Annotated in this window: 14 protein-coding genes and 1 tRNA gene; 6 read left to right on the top strand and 9 right to left on the bottom strand. The window is 62.9% G+C overall.

Annotation, left to right across the window (positions count from 1 at the left end; genetic code table 11):
- Positions 1-9: 9 nt before the first annotated feature.
- Together AN401_RS10325 and AN401_RS10320 are read left to right on the top strand one after the other, a co-directional pair.
- On the top strand, positions 10-639 hold the full coding sequence (locus AN401_RS10325) for a TetR/AcrR family transcriptional regulator (protein ID WP_094038075.1): 630 nt from the start codon (positions 10-12) through the stop codon (positions 637-639).
- A gap of 31 nt (positions 640-670) precedes the next feature.
- Positions 671-2,935 carry an acyl-CoA dehydrogenase gene (locus AN401_RS10320; RefSeq protein WP_096779280.1) on the top strand — a complete coding sequence of 755 codons (2,265 nt, stop codon included), beginning with the start codon at positions 671-673 and terminating at the stop codon, positions 2,933-2,935.
- A 276-nt stretch (positions 2,936-3,211) separates the two neighbouring features.
- Here the strand turns inward: AN401_RS10320 and pyk are convergent, their stop codons facing one another.
- From pyk to sodB, 4 genes are all read right to left on the bottom strand, one after another.
- The gene (pyk, locus tag AN401_RS10315) at positions 3,212-4,651 is read right to left on the bottom strand and encodes a pyruvate kinase (RefSeq protein ID WP_094038077.1); all 1,440 of its coding nucleotides are present in this window, start codon (positions 4,649-4,651) and stop codon (positions 3,212-3,214) included.
- A 285-nt stretch (positions 4,652-4,936) separates the two neighbouring features.
- The gene (locus AN401_RS10310; RefSeq protein WP_094038078.1) at positions 4,937-5,788 is read right to left on the bottom strand and encodes a MurR/RpiR family transcriptional regulator; all 852 of its coding nucleotides are present in this window, start codon (positions 5,786-5,788) and stop codon (positions 4,937-4,939) included.
- Between the two features lie 254 nt (positions 5,789-6,042).
- The gene (rimO, locus tag AN401_RS10305; RefSeq protein ID WP_096779279.1) at positions 6,043-7,356 is read right to left on the bottom strand and encodes a 30S ribosomal protein S12 methylthiotransferase RimO; all 1,314 of its coding nucleotides are present in this window, start codon (positions 7,354-7,356) and stop codon (positions 6,043-6,045) included.
- Positions 7,357-7,491: 135 nt separating this feature from the next.
- Positions 7,492-8,073 carry a superoxide dismutase [Fe] gene (sodB, locus tag AN401_RS10300; RefSeq protein ID WP_094038080.1) on the bottom strand — a complete coding sequence of 194 codons (582 nt, stop codon included), beginning with the start codon at positions 8,071-8,073 and terminating at the stop codon, positions 7,492-7,494.
- A gap of 509 nt (positions 8,074-8,582) precedes the next feature.
- Here sodB and AN401_RS10295 point away from each other — a divergent pair.
- Positions 8,583-8,921 (top strand): Grx4 family monothiol glutaredoxin, encoded by a 339-nt coding sequence (locus tag AN401_RS10295; protein ID WP_096779278.1) that lies wholly within the window; start codon positions 8,583-8,585, stop codon positions 8,919-8,921.
- 154 nt (positions 8,922-9,075) lie between these two features.
- Here AN401_RS10295 and AN401_RS10290 read toward each other — a convergent pair whose 3' ends face one another.
- The 4 genes from AN401_RS10290 to AN401_RS10275 form a co-directional block, all read right to left on the bottom strand.
- Positions 9,076-10,776 (bottom strand): histidine kinase, encoded by a 1,701-nt coding sequence (locus AN401_RS10290; protein WP_096779277.1) that lies wholly within the window; start codon positions 10,774-10,776, stop codon positions 9,076-9,078.
- 57 nt (positions 10,777-10,833) lie between these two features.
- Complete coding sequence (locus AN401_RS10285; protein ID WP_096779276.1) at positions 10,834-11,163, bottom strand: TusE/DsrC/DsvC family sulfur relay protein; 330 nt, start codon at positions 11,161-11,163, stop codon at positions 10,834-10,836.
- Between the two features lie 26 nt (positions 11,164-11,189).
- Entirely contained in the window at positions 11,190-13,376 is a 2,187-nt protein-coding gene (yccS, locus tag AN401_RS10280) for a YccS family putative transporter (protein WP_232513283.1), read from the bottom strand.
- 84 nt (positions 13,377-13,460) lie between these two features.
- Positions 13,461-14,120: a Bax inhibitor-1/YccA family protein gene (locus AN401_RS10275; protein ID WP_094038085.1), complete on the bottom strand. Its 660-nt coding sequence runs from the start codon at positions 14,118-14,120 to the stop codon at positions 13,461-13,463.
- 219 nt (positions 14,121-14,339) lie between these two features.
- On the opposite strand from AN401_RS10275, the gene AN401_RS10270 reads away from it, so the two are divergent.
- The 3 genes from AN401_RS10270 (at position 14,340) to AN401_RS10260 (ending at position 15,943) form a co-directional block, all read left to right on the top strand.
- Positions 14,340-14,430, top strand: a tRNA-Ser gene (locus tag AN401_RS10270).
- Between the two features lie 65 nt (positions 14,431-14,495).
- Positions 14,496-15,164, top strand: a complete 669-nt coding sequence (locus tag AN401_RS10265) for a TIGR01621 family pseudouridine synthase (protein ID WP_096779275.1) — start codon at positions 14,496-14,498, stop codon at positions 15,162-15,164.
- Positions 15,165-15,253: 89 nt separating this feature from the next.
- Entirely contained in the window at positions 15,254-15,943 is a 690-nt protein-coding gene (locus AN401_RS10260) for an SDR family NAD(P)-dependent oxidoreductase (protein WP_096779274.1), read from the top strand.
- 2 nt (positions 15,944-15,945) lie between these two features.
- Here the strand turns inward: AN401_RS10260 and cra are convergent, their stop codons facing one another.
- Positions 15,946-16,923, bottom strand: a complete 978-nt coding sequence (gene cra, locus AN401_RS10255) for a catabolite repressor/activator (RefSeq protein WP_094038088.1) — start codon at positions 16,921-16,923, stop codon at positions 15,946-15,948.
- Between the last annotated feature and the right edge of the window lie 91 nt (positions 16,924-17,014).

Genomic DNA, 17,014 nt, shown 5'->3' with positions numbered 1-17,014 from the left:
AGGTGATCAGTGAGCAAGAAAGATACCAAGCAGAAGATCCTCGACGCCGCCGAGGTGTTGTTCGCCGAGCAGGGGTTCAGCGAGACCTCGCTCAGGCTCATCACCAGTGCGGCCGACGTCAACCTGGCATCGGTCAATTACCACTTCGGCTCCAAGAAGGATCTGATCAAGGCGGTGATGGACCGTTACCTGGCGATCTTTATGCCCGGTGTCGACGAAGCCCTGAAACGCCTGCTGGCGGAGCCGGACACCAATCTGCATCAGGTGTTCGACAGTTTCGTGGCGCCGCTGATGGCGCTGACCAGGATTAAGCGCCGGGGCCCGGAGATTTTCCTGCAGTTGCTGGGCCGCGGTTATATCGACAACCAGGGTTTCCTGCGCTGGTTTATTGTCAACCACTACGGCGAGGTGCTGGAGCATTTCACCCAGGCCATCCGCAAGGCGGCGCCCGAGCTGTCCTCCGCCGACGTGTTCTGGCGGCTGCACTTCACCCTGGGCACAGTGGTGTTCACCATGGCCTCCAGCGAGGCCCTGCGCGATATCGCCCGTACCGATTTCAACGAAGAAATAGATGTGGAAGGGCTGGTGCGTAAGGTGATCCCTTACCTGGCCAGTGGCGTCGGTGCCAAGCCCTGTTGATTTGCCATCCCGGTTACTAAGGAGAGGGAGCATGAGTTTACGCAAGAAATGGATCAGTGGGCCGGCCTTCGCCACCTTCAAGAAGATACTGCCGCCGCTGTCGGCCACCGAGCGCGAGGCGATGGAGGCCGGCTCGGTGTGGTGGGACGGCGAGCTGTTCTGCGGCAAGCCGGACTGGTCCAAGCTGGCGGCCTATGGTCCTTCCTCCCTCACCGACGAAGAGCAGGCTTTTCTCGACAACCAGGTGGAAACCCTGCTCGCCATGCTGGACGATCATCATATCGTCAACGACGAGCGCGAACTGCCCGAGCCGGTGTGGGACTATATCAAGAGGGAGGGTTTCTTCTCGCTGATCATCCCCAAGTCCTACGGCGGCCGGGACTTTTCCGCCTATGCCAATTCCACCATCGTGGCCCGCATCGCCAGCCGCAGCATCAGCGCCGCCGTCACCGTGATGGTACCCAACTCCCTGGGACCCGGCGAACTGCTGATGCACTACGGTACCCAGGAGCAGAAGGATCGCTGGCTGCCAGGCCTGGCCAGGGGAACCGAGGTGCCCTGTTTTGCCCTCACCGGGCCGGAAGCCGGCTCCGATGCCGGCGCCATTCCCGACAGCGGCGTGCTGTGCCGGGGCGAGTACAAGGGCGAACAGGTACTCGGCATCCGCCTGAACTGGGACAAGCGCTACATCACCCTGGCACCGCGCGCCACCGTGCTGGGCCTGGCGTTCAAGCTCCAGGATCCGGACGGCCTGCTGGGCGACAAGCCCGAGCTTGGCATTACCTGTGCCCTGATCCCCACCAGCCATCCCGGGGTGGAGATAGGCGATCGCCACTTCCCCATGGGCCTGGCCTTCCTCAACGGTACCACCCGGGGCAAGGACGTATTCATCCCCCTCGACTGGATCATCGGCGGTCCCGATTATGCCGGTCGCGGTTGGCGCATGCTGGTGGAGTGCCTGTCCGCCGGTCGCGGCATCTCCCTGCCGGCCCTGGGTACCGCCAGCGGTCACCTGGCGGTGCAGAGCACCAGCGCCTATGCCTATGTGCGCAAGCAGTTCGGCCTGTCCATCGGCAAGTTCGAGGGCGTACAGGAAGCCCTGGCCCGCATCGGCGGCTTCACCTACCAGTTGGAGGCGGCGCGCCGGCTGACCACCCGCGGCCTGGATCTGCAGGAGAGCCCGGCCATCGTCACCGCCATCTCCAAATATCACATGACCGAAATGGCCCGCACCGTGATGGACGACGCCATGGACGTGCACGCGGGCAAGGCCATCCAGATGGGGCCCAAGAACTACCTGGCCCACAACTACATGGGCATTCCGGTGGCGATCACCGTGGAAGGGGCCAATATCCTCACCCGCAACCTGATGATCTTCGGCCAGGGTGCCACCCGCTGCCATCCCTATGTACTGAAGGAGTTGGAGGCGGCGGCCAACCCGGACGAGAAGGCAGGCCTGGAGCAGTTCGACCGCTTGCTGTTCCAGCATATCGCTTTCGCCGCCGGCAACGTCTTCGGCGCCTTCTGGCAGGGGCTCACCGGTGCCCGCTTCAATGGCGCGCCGGTATCCGGGCCCACCGCCGGCTATTACCGGCAACTGGCCCGCATGAGCAAGGCCCTGGCCCTGTGTGCCGACATGTCCATGCTGATCATGGGCGGCGACCTCAAGCGCAAGGAGATGATCTCGGCCCGCCTGGGGGATGTGCTGAGCCACCTCTACCTGGCCTCCGCCACCCTCAAGTTCTATGAGGACAACGGCCGTCTCGCCGACGAGCTGCCCTTCGTGCACTACGCGGTGGGCCGCAACCTGCACCAGATCGGCGAAGCCCTGGACGGTTTCTTCCAGAACTTCCCCAACCGGGCGGTGGCGGTGACGCTGAAGGCACTGATTTTCCCGTTGGGCAACCGCTACAGGAAGCCGCTGGACAAGCACGCCCAGGCCATCTGCAAGCGGCTGATGACCCCGGGCGGAGTGCGCGATCGCCTGACCCACTTGTGCTATGTGCCCAGGGACAGCGAACCGGGCCTGGGCGAGGTGGAAGCGGCCTTCCTGGCCATGGTGTCGGTGCAGGGCATCGAGCAGAAGTTGCTGGAGGCGCAGAAGGCCGGCCGGCTGCCGCGCAAGCTGCCCTTCGAGCAGATGCTGGCGCAGGCGAGGGCTCAGGATATTATCAGCGATACCGAAGCCCAGCGCCTGAACAAGGCCGAGGAGCTGCGCCGCCGTGCCATCGCGGTGGACAGCTTCGCCCCCGGGGTGCTGAGCCGGGAGATGCCAAAAAAGTCTGACGCGGCCTGAGACGCCGACCGCCATCAACAGAAAAGGCCGGGCAAATGCCCGGCCTTTTTATATTTCTTCTAGAACGTCATATAGTTTAAAAATCAGGCAGCCAGGCTCTGCCTAGCTGCCGGTTTGTGCCGCTGTAGGTGTCGCTTTAGCCGGCACAAACCGGCGCTCAACTTCCACGTCCCACGCCGTTGCAGGTTTGCGCCACGTAAACGGGCGCCTACAGGTGAGATATCGAACGGCTCACGTTTTAAACTGATCGGTGCTCTAGCTTCCAGCTTCGGCCGCTTATTCCACGGTCAGGATCTTGCAGGTATTGGTGCTGCCGACCACTTCCATCATGTCGCCGTGGGTGAGCAGGACCAGATCACCGGAGCTGACGTAACCGGCCTTCTTCAGGGTAGCCAGGGCCTCGCGGCAGATCTCGGCATTGCTCAGGTTGTCGTCGGGCTTGAAGTAGACCGGGGTCACGCCGCGATACAGGTTGGTCCAGGCCAGGGTCTTGGCTTCCCGCGACAGGGAGAAGATCGGCAGGCCGGAGCTGATGCGGGACATCAGCAGCGGGGTGGTGCCGGACTGGGTCAGGGCCACGATGGCCTTGACGCCCTGCAGGTGGTTGGCCGCGTACATGGTGGACATGGCCACGGTTTCCTCCACCGAGGTGAAGGTAAAGTTCATGCGGTGGTTGGACACGTTGACGCTGGGGTGCTTCTCGGCGCCCAGGCAAACCTCGGCCATGGCCTTCACGGTTTCGATCGGGAACTGGCCGGCGGCGGTTTCGGCGGACAGCATCACGGCGTCGGTGCCATCCAGCACGGCGTTGGCCACGTCCATCACCTCGGCACGGGTGGGCAGGGGCGCGGTGATCATCGATTCCATCATCTGGGTGGCGGTGATCACCACCCGGTTCAGGCGGCGGGAGGTGCGGATCAGCTTCTTCTGCACGCCGACCAGCTCGGGATCGCCGATTTCCACGCCCAGGTCGCCCCGAGCCACCATCACCACGTCGGAGGCCAGGATCACGTCTTCCATGGCGGCGTCGGTGGCCACCGCTTCGGCGCGCTCCACCTTGGCCACCAGCTTGGCGTTGCTGCCGGCGGCGCGGGCCAGTTCACGGGCAATGCGCATGTCTTCACCGGTACGGGGGAAGGACACCGCCAGGTAGTCGACGCCGATCTTGGCGGCGGTCTTGATGTCTTCCTTGTCCTTGTCGGTCAGGGCCGGAGCGGACAGGCCGCCGCCTTTCTTGTTGATGCCCTTGTTGTTGGACAGGGGGCCGGCCACGGTGACTTCGGTCAGTACCTTGTTGCCGTCCACACCTTCGACCCGCAGCTGGACGCGGCCGTCGTCGAGCAGCAGGATGTCACCCTGTCTGACGTCTTGCGGCAGCTCCTTGTAGTCGATACCGACGCGTTCCTGGTTGCCTTCACCCTTGGGCAGATCCGCGTCCAGCACGAACTTGTCACCGATATTGAGGTGGATCTTGCCGTCCTTGAAGGTGGACACCCGGATTTTGGGCCCCTGCAGGTCACCCAGTATGGCCACGTGCTTGCCCAGCTTTTTCGCAATTTCACGCACCTGGTTGGCGCGGGCCATGTGATCTTCCGGAGTACCATGGGAGAAATTCATGCGCACCACGTTGGCGCCGGCGGCGATGATCCCTTCCAGGTTGTTGTCGCGGTCGGTGGCCGGGCCCAGGGTGGTGACAATCTTGGTACGTCTTAACATAAGAGACTCCAATAGAGATGTAGATGTAATAAAGAGGGGAAGTTCGGATTGCTTTTTAAGCCTGGCAGGCTGCGAATAGGGGACGAACGACGGATGTCTACAGACGGGAGCCTGGTGGGTGCCAATTGAGCCGTAATGGGCTCTCGGTAGGTGATAAGTGGCTTGCTCACGGCCTGACGCTGCATCCTTGGTTTTGTAAATTGTTACCGATAATAACCGAAGCGAGGACCAAAGTGTAGACTCGGTCACAAAAATGGCCGGTATTTGCCGGCCATTTGATCAAAATCAAAGGTGAGGGTTATCAAATCGTGAATTTTTTATCCCTTCCTTAACTTTCTTCAGGTTTTCCCGAAATTTGGTGCCGCGGCGCAGGATAAAGCCGGTGGCGAGCACGTCGATCAGCACCATCTGGGCCAGGCGGGAGGCCATCGGCAGGTAGACGTCGGTGTCTTCCGGCACGTCCATCGACAGCACCATGGTGCACTCCCGGGCCAGGGGCGAGTCCTTGGCGGTGAGGCCGATGACGATGGCATCGTTCTGGCGGGCGAGCTGGGCGATTTCCACCAGCGCCTTGGTGCGGCCGGTGTGGGAGATCAGCACCACCACATCGCCTTCGGAACTGCTGATGCAGCTCATGCGCATCATCACCACGTCGTCGAAGCACAGCACCGGCACGTTGAAGCGGAAGAACTTGTTCATGGCATCGTGGGCCACGGCGGAAGAGGCGCCGAGGCCGAAGAAGGACAGCTTCTTGGCCTGGGTCAGGATATCCACGCAGCGGTTGACCGCCTGCGGGTCCAGGCTGTGCCGGGCCGAGTCCAGGCAGGCCATGCTGGACTCGAAGATCTTGGCGGTATAGGACTCGGGACCGTCGTCTTCTTCCACGTGGCGGTTCACGTAGGGGGTGCCGTTGGCCAGGCTCTGGGCCAGGTGCAGCTTGAAATCGGGAAAGCCCTTGGTATCGAGCCGGCGGCAGAAGCGGTTGACGGTCGGCTCGCTCACATCCGCCAGCTTGGCCAGGGCGGCGATGCTGGAATGGATGGCGGTTTGCGGCGAAGCCAGGATCACTTCCGCCACTTTCCTTTCAGACTTGCTGAAACTCTCTATATTTTTTGTAATTTTTTCCAATGTATTCATCTGGACTACCGGGCTCGATGGGACGGGCCAGGAACAACCCTGGGCTGCGTAACATAAGTGGATACACTATACAGGACAATCGATTGCGTTAAGAGTATCCCCATACCAAAGTATGACTGAACTCTAAAAAAATTACTCGAAAGGCGAAAAAAATGCCAACAATGGTGTTGCTTAATAACAAATGACATGACCTGGATCGGGTTGGAGATGTAAAAAAGCCCCGCGAACGGGGCTTTTGTTGGGAGCTCCAGTAGTTAGACCGGCTCGGCCCAGAGATCGTATTCGTCGGAGTGGGTGACGGTCACCTTGACCAGGTCGCCGGGCTTGAGCTCGGTCTCGCCATTGAGGTAGACCAGGCCGTCGATTTCCGGGGCGTCGGCGCTGGAGCGGCCGATGGCGCCTTCTTCGTCCACCTCGTCGATCAATACCTCGATGACCTTGCCCACCTTCTGCGCCAGCTTGCGGGTGGAAATCTCCTGCTGCAGCGCCATAAAGCGTTCGAAGCGCTCCTGCTTGACCTCTTCCGGCACCGGGTCCGCCAGCTCGTTGGCGCGGGCGCCTTCCACCGGGCTGTAGGTGAAGCAGCCGACCCGATCCAGCTCGGCCTGCTCGATAAAGTCGAGCAGCAGCTGGAAGTCTTCTTCGGTTTCGCCCGGAAAGCCCACGATAAAGGTGGAGCGGATGGTGATCTCGGGGCAGATCTCGCGCCAGCTGCGGATGCGCTCCAGGGTGCGCTCCACCGCGCCCGGGCGCTTCATCAGTTTCAGGATGCGGGGGCTGGCGTGCTGCAGCGGGATATCCAGGTAGGGCAGTATCTTGCCGTCGCGCATCAGCGGGATCAGATCGTCCACGTGCGGGTAGGGGTAGACATAGTGCAGCCGTACCCAGACCCCCATCTTGCCGAGCTCCTCGCACAGAGCCTGGATATGGGTCTTGACCGGCATGCCATCGGCGAAGCCGGTCTTGTGCTTGACGTCCACCCCGTAGGCGGAGGTGTCCTGGGAGATCACCAGCAGCTCCTTCACCCCGGCGTCCACCAGGCGGCGGGCTTCACTCAGCACCTCGCCGATGGGGCGGCTGTCCAGATCGCCGCGCATGGAGGGGATGATGCAGAAGGTGCACTTGTGGTTGCAGCCCTCGGAGATCTTCAGGTAGGCGAAATGCTTGGGCGTGAGCTTGACGCCCTGCTCGGGTACCAGGCTGACGAAGGGGTTGTACTCCGGGCGCGGCACGTACTTGTGCACATGGTTCAGCACCTGCTCGTAGGAGTGGGGGCCGGTGATCTCCAGCACCTTGGGGTGCACTTCACGGATTTGATCTTCCTTGGCGCCCAGGCAGCCGGTGACGATGACCTTGCCGTTTTCGCTCAGGGCTTCGCCCACCGCTTCCAGGGATTCCTGCACGGCGCTGTCGATAAAGCCGCAAGTATTGACGATCACCAGATCGGCATCATCGTAGGAAGGCACCACGTCGTAGCCTTCGATACGCAACTGGGTCAGGATACGCTCGGAGTCGACCAGGTTTTTCGGGCAACCGAGGGACACGAAGCCGATACGGGGAACAGACATACTCACTTGACTTGACTCACTTTGAAAGAGGGTAGAAACAAAAGAGGGCGCATTTTACACCCAAGCCGGCTGATTAAAAAAGAGCCAGCAACAAAAACACCCCGGAAGGCCGGGGTGTTTTCAACTGACAAAAACTTACTTGGCGAAGTTTTCTGCCACGAAGTCCCAGTTGACCAGGGCCCAGAAGGCCTTGACATAGTCGGGGCGCACGTTGCGGTAGTCGATGTAGTAGGCGTGCTCCCAGACGTCACAGGTCAGCAGCGGGGCAACGCCCTCGGTCAGCGGGCAGCCGGCGTTGGAGGTGTTGACGATGCCCACGGAGCCGTCGGCCTTCTTCACCAGCCAGGTCCAGCCGGAGCCGAAGTTGGTCACGCAGGACTTGGTGAACTCTTCCTTGAAGGCATCGAAGGAGCCGAAGGCGGCCTTGATGGCGTCGGCCAGGGCACCGGTCGGCTCGCCGCCACCGTTGGGGGACAGGCAGTGCCAGTAGAAGGTGTGGTTCCACACCTGGGCGGCGTTGTTGAAGATGCCGCCGGAAGAAGTCTTGATGATGTCTTCCAGGGATTTGCCTTCGAACTCGGTGCCGGGAACCAGGTTGTTCAGGTTGACCACGTAGGTGTTGTGGTGCTTGCCGTAGTGGTATTCCAGGGTTTCCTGGGAGATATGGGGTTCCAGAGCATTTTTGGCGTAAGGCAGTGCGGGAAGTTCAAATGCCATTGTTATCTTCTCCATTTTGATTGTGCCAGCCGGGGCTGGCCGAGACATTGCTGCTTGCTTTCTTTCCATGGCGGAAACGGCCCAAATCCGAGCTTAGCCGCAAACCGCTAAATTGCTGAAAGGATTGTAACAGTTTGGCGGATGACGAAACAACAACAGCTTTTGTAAGGGGATAATGCCCCGGTATTCGCTGGCAGCTTGATGACAAAGTCGTTGTCATGACCGAATAAGTCGGCCAAAGGGCCAGCCCCGCCGACACGCCGTGAATCCGTCCATGGAGGCTCCACCGCGCCCTCCCTGGCGCGGAGGGTCGGCGAAGCGGTTCCCTTTGTCCTCCTGTTTTGGCATGGTGCCTGTCTAAGTAAGCCCGAAGCTTTGTCAGCAGCCTGCCCGGTATTCAGCGGGACTTTTATTGCCTTGCAGATACCGATTTATGTGTCCTCGCTCTTGTGACCGCAGAGGGATAAAGTAGAATAGCCTTTTTTAACAACACGCCGTCCGAGGTGGTTATGGACACCATTGAGAAAATCAAGACCCAGATCAGCGAAAACCCGATCCTGCTGTACATGAAAGGATCGCCCAAGTTCCCCAGCTGCGGTTTCTCCGCCCAGGCCTCCCAGGCGCTGATGAACTGCGGCGAGCCCTTCGCCTATGTGGATATCCTGCAAAACCCCGATATTCGCGCCGAGCTGCCCAAATACGCCAACTGGCCGACCTTTCCCCAGCTGTGGGTCGAAGGGGAGCTGATCGGCGGTTGCGACATCATCATCGAGATGTTCCAGCAGGGCGAACTGCAGGCCCTGATCAAGGACACCGCCGCCCGTCATCCCCGCCCCGAGCAGGCATAAGCCCGCCCGACGCCAGGCGGAAAAGCCAAGAGACATGCGCAGTGCCGGCTGAAATATCCGGCCGGCACTGCTGTCGCAGGCTTGCCGGCCTATTATTTTCACACCTCACACCTCACACCTCACACCTCACACCTCACACCTCACACCTCACGCCTCAGGGCCTGAAACACACTTCCAGCAGGGTGCCACCCCCGTCAGCGGAACCGATGCGCAGGGTACCGCCCAGGCTGGCGGCCCTGTCCTGCATGATCCTGAGCCCATAGTGCTGGCCCTGCTCCGCGCCGGCCTCGATGCCGGTGCCGTTGTCCTCTACCGACAGGTGGATTTCTTCGTCCTGCTGCCAGACCCGCACCGCCACCTGGCTGGCGTGGGCGTGCTTGAACACGTTGTGCAGGGCCTCGCGGGTGATTTGCACCAGGTGGATGGTCTGGTTGGGGCTCAGCCGGTGGGGCGACAGCCGGTATTCGAAATCGATGGCATAGCCCATGCGACGGCTGAACTCGGCCAGGGTGTCGCTCAGGGCGGCGTAGAGGCCGGGCTTGTCCAGCTTGAGGCGGAAGGTGGTGAGCAGTTCCCGCAACTGGCGGTAGGCGTTGTTCAGCCCTTCGCGCATTTCCTCCAGTCCCGAGGCCACCTCCGGGCTGGGGTTGGGCAGTTGCAACTGCACATAGCTGACCTGCAGCTTGAGGTAGGTGAGGGCCTGGGCGAGAGAGTCGTGCAGCTCACGGGCGATGGTCGCCCTTTCCTCCATCAGTTGCAGTTGCTGATACTGGTGCTGGCGCCGGTCCAGGGCCAGCGCCGTGGTGAACTGATCGAAAATACTGGCCAGCAGCTGTTGCTGCTCCTCCGCCAGCTCTTGCCCCGGCGGGCAGTAGGCGAGGACCTGACCGTAATGGCCGCTGCCATCCTGCAGCGGCCAGCGGTAGTTGGGGACGTCGCGGGGGCCGCCGGCTTCGGAGCAGGCGGTGACTTCGTCGAAGGGGCTGTCGTCATCGCCTTCGTAGAGATGGATGCAGATCTGGCGCAGGGGAGTGAGCTGCTCCAGTCGGTTCAGCAGGCTGGGCAGGCGTTGATAGAGGGGCTCGACTCCCTGCAGCTCGCGCTGGGTATCGTAGAGGGTGCTCAGGGTCTGGTTGGAACGCACCAGGGCCCGGGTCTGTTGCTCCACCTTTTCTTCCAGTTGGCCGTAAAGCTCGGACAGCTGCCGGTTCATGGTATCCATGGTGTCGGCCAGCACCGCCATTTCATCGTCGCCGCCGATGCCGCTGCGGCAGGCAAAATCTCCCTGGCCCACGGCCCGGGCCACCAGCAGCAGGCGGCGCAGGGGGGTGAGCAGGCGCTGGTGCAGGTAGATGACCGCTGCCACCAAAATCAGCAGCATGGCCAGCATCACCATGAACTGCAGCCAGCTCTGGCGCTGGAGACTGGCCTCGGTGTTTTGCTCGAGCTGGGCCACCAGAAGGTCGATGGCGTCGACGAAGGCGGCCACCTGTCCGCGGACCGGCTCGCGCGCTTCGGCCTGCTGCAGGCTTAGCCTGAGCTGCTGCCATTGCTGCTGCAGTTGCCGGTGCTCCTGGCTGAGGGCGTCGCTGTCCAGCACCCGCACCAGCAGCGGATCCTGCAGATCCCGCTCCAGCATCAGCAGATCATCCTCCTCCTGCAGCGGCACCCGGCTGAGCAGGCGGTAGCTCTGCATCCTGAGCGAGCCGGCCTTGTTGATCACGTAGGCCCTGCCTTCGCTCTTGTCGGACAGCCAGGCCGAGGCCGCCAGGCTGATCAGGGCCAGCAGCACCAGGATCAGCATCAGCAGGGTGATGCGGGTCAGCAATGAGCGGGAGAAGGGAATGGACGACATGGCGCACTGTCCTTGGTGGCGGTAACGAACGGACCCTTCGGGCGAAGGGCCCGGGGCTCAGATGCACTTTACCGGTTTGGGCAGGCCGGCCAGCTTGGTGGCCTGCTTGGCCGGTCCTTTGGGAAACAGCCGGTACAGGTAGCGGCTGTTGCCCTTTTCCTCGCCCAGCTCCCTGGCCATGGCCTTGACCAGGGCACGGATGGCCGGGGAGGTGTTGTATTTGAGGTAGAAGGCGCGCACGAACCGGATCACCTCCCAGTGCTCGGGGGTGAGCGCTATTCCTTCCTGCTCCGCCAGCCGCTCGACCATGGCCGGCTGCCAGTCCTGATGGTGCTTCAGATAACCCTGGGCGTCGGTTTCTATCTGCCGCCCTTCGAATTCGAACATAATGACTCCTCTGTTGGGCCGCCATCTTACCCAAGACGGGCGGTCGCTGCATCCTCTGCCGGCGTCTGCTCCCGAAAGCCCCGGGCCAGCTGGTAGAGATCGTTGACCAGCAGGGTGATATGGCCGAGCAACTGGCGGGTGAGGATCACCCATTCGTCGTCGCTGTCCGCCACCGCCACCGGCAGCGGGGTATAGGCGGGCAGCTCCTCGCCACTGCGCAAAGCCTTGGCCGCGGCTTCGAGTCGGGTCACCAGCTCCTGCACCGGGGTGTCGGCCAGCACCTGGGAGTGCATGCGATGGGCGCCCAGGGTCGACAGGTAGGACAGCAGGGCGTGGTTACGGTAGGCGATGTCGAAACAGAGGTTCAACCAGTGCTTGGGCACCGGCTCGACCCGGATGTTCTGCCAGGCCAGGGCCAGCTGGTTGTCGGCCAGATGGGCCTGCTTGCGCGGCAGCCGGTAATCCAGCTCGTCACTGCGTCCCTGCTCGAACTGGCGGGCGATGGCGGCCAGGTAGGCGGCGTTGGCGGCCATGGCGTCGGCCATCAGCCGGGGCAGGTGGCGTCGTTGCCAGTCGGGCCAGATGAACCACACCGCCACAAAGGCCAGGGCGCAGCCGGCCAGGGTGTCGAGCAGGCGCGGCAGGAACACCGGCTCCTGGCCGCTGCCCTGCAGGTTGAAGGCCAGCAGCACGAACAGGGTGACGAACCCCACCGCCCAGCTGTAATAGACCTTCACCTGGGTGAAGAAGATGAAGTTGCACAGCAGCAGTATGCCTATCTGGGCCCCGGCCGAGGGGAAGAGGTACAGCAGCGGGATGCCCGCCAGCAGGCCGCCGATGGTGCCCAGGGTACGCTGTGCCAGGCGCTTGCGGGTGGCGCTGAAGCTGGGCTGGCAGACGAAGAGGATGGTCAGCAAGATCCAGTAGCCCCGCTCCAGCTCGAGGGTGGCGATCAGTGAATAGCCGAGGGCGAAGCACAGGCTCAGGCGCACCCCGTGGCGGAACAGGATGGAGTTGGGATGCAGCAGCGCCTTGAGCTTGGGCCAGAACGGCTGGCGCGGCGGACGGGCCAGCTCGATGGGCGCCGCCTCGGGCGGCGTCTGCCGCCGGGTCAGCGCCTCGGCCCGCACCAGGGCCCGGTGCAGGTGCTCCATGTTGCGGGTCAGGAACTTCATCGGGCTCAGCAGGGTGCGCGGGTAGTGGCGTTTGAGGTGGCTGTAGTCCAGCTGATCCTGCAGCGCGCTCAGCTCCCAGGCGATACGCTTGCCGTGCCGGTAGGCATTGTGGGTGAGGATGGCGTAGCCCAGCCTATAGCAGGCCTCGCCCAGCTCCACCAGCAGGGTCTGGTAGCCGGCCAGCACGTCGGCCTGGTGGAGATCCCGGTTGAGCTGCTGGTAGGAATAGTGGCTGGAGGTGGCCCGCTCGTGCATTTCCTGCACCAGCAGGTAGAGCGCCAGCAGCCGGCCCAGCTCCGCGTCCTGCCGGTCGCGGCCCTGGATGCGGCGGTTGAGCATCTGCTTGGTGACCTCCAGGGCGTTCACCAGCTGGATATTGAGCTGGGCCAGGCCGTGGCGCAGTTGCTGGTGCTCCTCTTGCGGGCTGTCGAAGAAGCGGGACTTCTCCAGCAGGTAGCGGGACAGGGCGAAGTAGCACTGGGCCAGTTGCTCGTGCACCTGCTTGTAGGGCCAGGCCAGCAGCACCAGCCAGGACAGCAGGCCGTACCAGGCCGCCCCCAGGGTGAGCAGCAACGGCTGGTACCAGAAGGCGGGGCTGTCCGCGTGGCCCTGCATGGCGTAGAGGGACACCAGCAGGGTGCCGAAGCCGAGGCTGCCGGCGGTGGGCCCCCAGGCCCCGAGCAGCACCAGGGCGAAGGTGGTGAAGACCAGCAGGGGCCCGAACAGCCAGGGGCTGTCGATGAGCCAGCTGACGCCGCTGATGGCGGCGAAGAAGCACAGCAGGCTCAGCAGCAGGTGGCGCAGCCGGCCTTTGGGATCCTGATCCACCTCGCTCAGGGCGCCGGCCATGGCGCCCAGGGCCAGGGTGACGGCGGCGGGAATTTGCCCCAGCCACCAGCCGGGCAGCAGCAGGCTGGACATGGCCAGCAACACCTTGAGGGCGAAGAAGAAATGGCTGTCGGTAAAGACGCGTCTGAGCCAGATGATAGCGGGCGACATATTGCGTTTGACCAGGGTGGGGGCTCGAGTCCAAATCATACCCAAGTCGCGGCCGGAGCACAGCCGCCAGCGCCAATAAAAAAGCCCCGGACGGGGCTTTTTTGGTGACCAGAAGGGGGAAGCTCAGTCCCGGCTCAGGCCCAGCAGTTGCAGCAGGCTGAGGAAGATGTTGAAGATGGACACGTACAGGGTCACGGTGGCGGAGATGTAGTTCTGCTCGCCGCCGTGGATGATGGCGCTGGTCTGCATCAGGATGGCGCCGGACGAGAACAGGATGAACAGGGCGCTCAGGGCCAGGCTCAGGGCCGGCAGGGCCAGGAACAGGTTGGCCACGAAGCCCACCAGTATCACCACGAAGCCGGCCATCATCATGCCGCCGAGGAAGGACATGTCCTTCTTGGTGGTCAGCACATAGGCGGACAGCGACAGGAAGGTCAGGGCGGTGCCGCCCAGGGCCAGCATCACGGTCTCGGTACCGGAGGAGGTGCTCAGGTAGTAGTTGAGGATGGGGCCTATGGTGTAGCCGGTGAAGGCGGTGAAGGCGAAGATGAACAACAAGCCCAGGCCGCTGTTCTTGTTGCGCTCGGTCAGGAACATCAGACCGTAGAAGCCGACCAGGGTGATGATAAGCCCCGGGCGGGGCAGGGCCAGCATGGCGCTGACGCCGGCGGACAGGGCGGCGACCACCAGGGTCATGCCCAGCAGCATATAGGTGTTGCGCAGGACCTTGTTGGTTTCCAGCGCGCCCGCCTGGGTACGGGACAGGGTGTTGTTGTATCGCATCGTTCAGACTCCTTTGTGTCTAAAACAGGGATGGAACCACTGAATTAATGAGGTACATTGTGGACATAATATGACCCGGTTGTCGAGCCTTGCGTGTCCGAATTCAAGGGCTTGCCCGGGGAAACGGACGACTCCTGTCCATTTAGTGTCCACTCGCGCCCGGGGCGGCATTTATCAGTTTACAAGAAGAAAGCGCCTGAAGTAGTATGGTCGCCCGTCGGAGGGGTGGCAGAGTGGTTGAATGCACCGGTCTTGAAAACCGGCGTGGGTTAATAGCCCACCGTGGGTTCAAATCCCACCTCCTCCGCCAGACCGGAAAAGCCCGCTGCGTGACCCGCAGCGGGATTTTTGCATTGGCCCGCCCGGAGTTTGCCCATGGACATACTGCTACGCCACGACCATTTCTACGTGATCAACAAGCCCGCCGGCATCGGCATGCACCAGGAAGGGGACAGTCCGGGCCTGGTGCGCCGGCTCAGCGAGGAACTGGGCGAACCGCTCTATCCGGTGCACCGGCTCGACAAGATGACCACCGGCGTCCTGCTGCTGGCCCGCACCGTCGAGGCCAACCGCGAACTCAGTCGCCAGTTCGCCGAGCGCCGCACCCGCAAGCTGTACCTGGCGCTGTCGGATCGCAAGCCCGGCAAGAAGCAGGGACTGATCAGGGGCGATATGGAAAAGGCCCGGGGCGGCAGCTGGAAGCTGACCCGGGGCAGCGCCAACCCGGCCATCACCCGCTTTTACAGCACCCCGCTTGCCGAGGGACTGCGGGCCTTTCTGTTGCAGCCCCACACCGGCAAGACCCACCAACTGCGGGTGGCGCTGAAAAGCCTGGGCAGTCCCATACTGGGCGACGATCGTTACGGCGGCAGTCCGGCGGACCGGGGCTACCTGCACGCCTGGAAACTGGACTTCGAGTGGCAGGGCCGGTTGCTGTCGGTGACCGCGCCCCCGGACCAGGGCGTCCTCTTTGTCGAGCTGGCCGAGCCCCTGACCCGCTGGGCCGCCAGCCTGCAGCCGGAGGCGGCATCCCCGGTGCCGTAATCACCGCCGGGTCAGCCGCCATCCCCCCGTAATAAAGTCCCCTCGGCCCCGGTCCGGATGAGTTCTGCAAACGACGGGGAGACACAGCCATGCGTTACTGGATCATGGGCGGCGGCGGTATCGGCTGCGCCCTGGCAGAGGCCTGTCTGGCCGACGGCCATCAGGTGCTGTTGTTGAGCCGGCGCGCTCCGCACTTGGCCGGCCTGGACTGGCACCTGCTGGACTGCACCGACGGCGAGGCCCTGGAGCGGGTCTGTGCCGGCTATTCCCTGCCCGACAGGGTGATCAACACCCTGGGCATGCTGCACCAGGACGGACAGCAGCCGGAAAAACGCATCGAGCAGCTGAGCGAATCCGCGTTGCTCAACAGCATCCATATCAATACCTGGCCCACCCTGGCCATGGGCCGGTTGCTGTCGCGGCGGCTGGGGCGCCACCAGTCATTGCGGTTTGCCGCCCTGTCGGCCCGGGTCGGCAGCATCAGCGACAACCGGACGGGCGGCTGGTACAGCTATCGTATCAGCAAGGCTGCCCTCAATATGGCCGTCAAGACGCTGGCGGTGGAGTGGAGCCGGCGTTTTCCCGCTGCCTGCGTGGTGGGCCTGCATCCGGGCACGGTGGCAACGCCCCTGTCGGCGCCGTTTCGCGCCGGCCTGGCCGAGGGGCAACTGCAGACACCGGCACAGGCGGCCCGGCATTTGCTGACGGTGCTGGAGCGGCTGGAGCCGGCGGACTCGGGCCGGCTCTTCGCCTGGGACGGGCAGGAAATCGCGCCCTGAACTCAGCGCTTGTGCAGTATCCGCGGTACCGGGTAATGGCCGCTGCGGTAGTTGCCCCGCACCGCGTCCAGCGTCAGGTTCAGTACCTGCTGGGTCACAATATGGTGATCCTGGGCGATGGTGTTGATCGGGCTCGACAGGAAGTCGAGCAGCCGGTGATCGCCGAAGGTGCCGAGCCGCAGCCGGGGCGGCAACTGGGCCTCGTGCTGGTAGAAATAATCGAGCACCCCTTCCAGTAGCACGAAGGCGGTGGTGACGATGGCCTGGGGCCGCTGCCAGTCCACCTGATCCAGCTCGTTCAGCAGGCGGAAGGCGGTCTGGCGCTCGAAGCGTTCGCCATAGAGCACCTGGTAGGGAATACCGGTCTTTTCCAGGGCCTTTACGAAGCCCTGCTCCCGCTCCAGGCTGATGCCCAGATCCGGGGCGGCGGCAATCAGCCAGGCCTGCTCCAGCTCGGGGCTGGCCAGGGTCTGGGTCAGGCGGAAGGAGGAGGCCTTGTTTTCGCTGCTCACATAGATAAGGGGGGCGGGCAGGGAGCGGTCCACCCCTATCACCGGCAGCTCCTGGTTGATCCTGAGGTAGAAATCGTCCTCCAGCGGCAGGCAGGACGCCACTATCAGGGCATCCACCCGCCGCCCTTTCAGCATCAGCGCCAGATCCTTCTCGGTGTCCGGTTCGTCATCGGAGCAGGTCACCAGCAACTGGAAACCGGCCTTGCGGGCATGCCATTCCAGCAGTTTGGCCATGCGCGCATAGCTGGGGTTTTCCAGATCCGGCACTATCAGGCCGAAGGTGTGTGACAGGGCCCCGCGCAGGGCGGCGGCCTGGCGGTCGGGCTGGTAGTTGTGGGCCCGGACCACCGCCATCACCTTGTCCTGGGTGGCCTGGCTTATCCTGTGCTGCTCTGCCTTGCCGTTGATCACATAGCTGGCGGTGGTGCGCGATACCCCGGCCAGGCGCGCGACTTCGTCAAGTTTCATTGTTCGTTAAATCCATCAAAATGTGCACCAGATCATATCATCGCAATCTATTGGTGCAGATAGCTTGCCTGAATAGCTGAAACGATTCAGT

It is taken from the genome of Zobellella denitrificans (assembly GCF_002407485.1).
Lineage (GTDB): Bacteria > Pseudomonadota > Gammaproteobacteria > Enterobacterales > Aeromonadaceae > Oceanimonas > Oceanimonas denitrificans.
Note: the sequence above shows the minus strand (reverse complement) of the source record. Positions and strands in the feature narration are given on the sequence as shown.

Bases quoted from the DNA above. Each gene is read 5' to 3' on its own strand.
- rimO (WP_096779279.1), bottom strand. From the start codon at position 7,356: ATGTCTGTTCCCCGTATCGGCTTCGTGTCCCTCGGTTGCCCGAAAAAC.
- AN401_RS10290 (WP_096779277.1), bottom strand. From the start codon at position 10,776: ATGTCGTCCATTCCCTTCTCCCGCTCATTGCTGACCCGCATCACCCTG.
- AN401_RS10295 (WP_096779278.1), top strand. From the start codon at position 8,583: ATGGACACCATTGAGAAAATCAAGACCCAGATCAGCGAAAACCCGATC.
- pyk (WP_094038077.1), bottom strand. From the start codon at position 4,651: ATGTTAAGACGTACCAAGATTGTCACCACCCTGGGCCCGGCCACCGAC.
- AN401_RS10275 (WP_094038085.1), bottom strand. From the start codon at position 14,120: ATGCGATACAACAACACCCTGTCCCGTACCCAGGCGGGCGCGCTGGAA.
- AN401_RS10310 (WP_094038078.1), bottom strand. From the start codon at position 5,788: ATGAATACATTGGAAAAAATTACAAAAAATATAGAGAGTTTCAGCAAG.
- AN401_RS10285 (WP_096779276.1), bottom strand. From the start codon at position 11,163: ATGTTCGAATTCGAAGGGCGGCAGATAGAAACCGACGCCCAGGGTTAT.
- sodB (WP_094038080.1), bottom strand. From the start codon at position 8,073: ATGGCATTTGAACTTCCCGCACTGCCTTACGCCAAAAATGCTCTGGAA.
- AN401_RS10260 (WP_096779274.1), top strand. From the start codon at position 15,254: ATGCGTTACTGGATCATGGGCGGCGGCGGTATCGGCTGCGCCCTGGCA.
- yccS (WP_232513283.1), bottom strand. From the start codon at position 13,376: ATGATTTGGACTCGAGCCCCCACCCTGGTCAAACGCAATATGTCGCCC.
- cra (WP_094038088.1), bottom strand. From the start codon at position 16,923: ATGAAACTTGACGAAGTCGCGCGCCTGGCCGGGGTATCGCGCACCACC.
- AN401_RS10265 (WP_096779275.1), top strand. From the start codon at position 14,496: ATGGACATACTGCTACGCCACGACCATTTCTACGTGATCAACAAGCCC.
- AN401_RS10320 (WP_096779280.1), top strand. From the start codon at position 671: ATGAGTTTACGCAAGAAATGGATCAGTGGGCCGGCCTTCGCCACCTTC.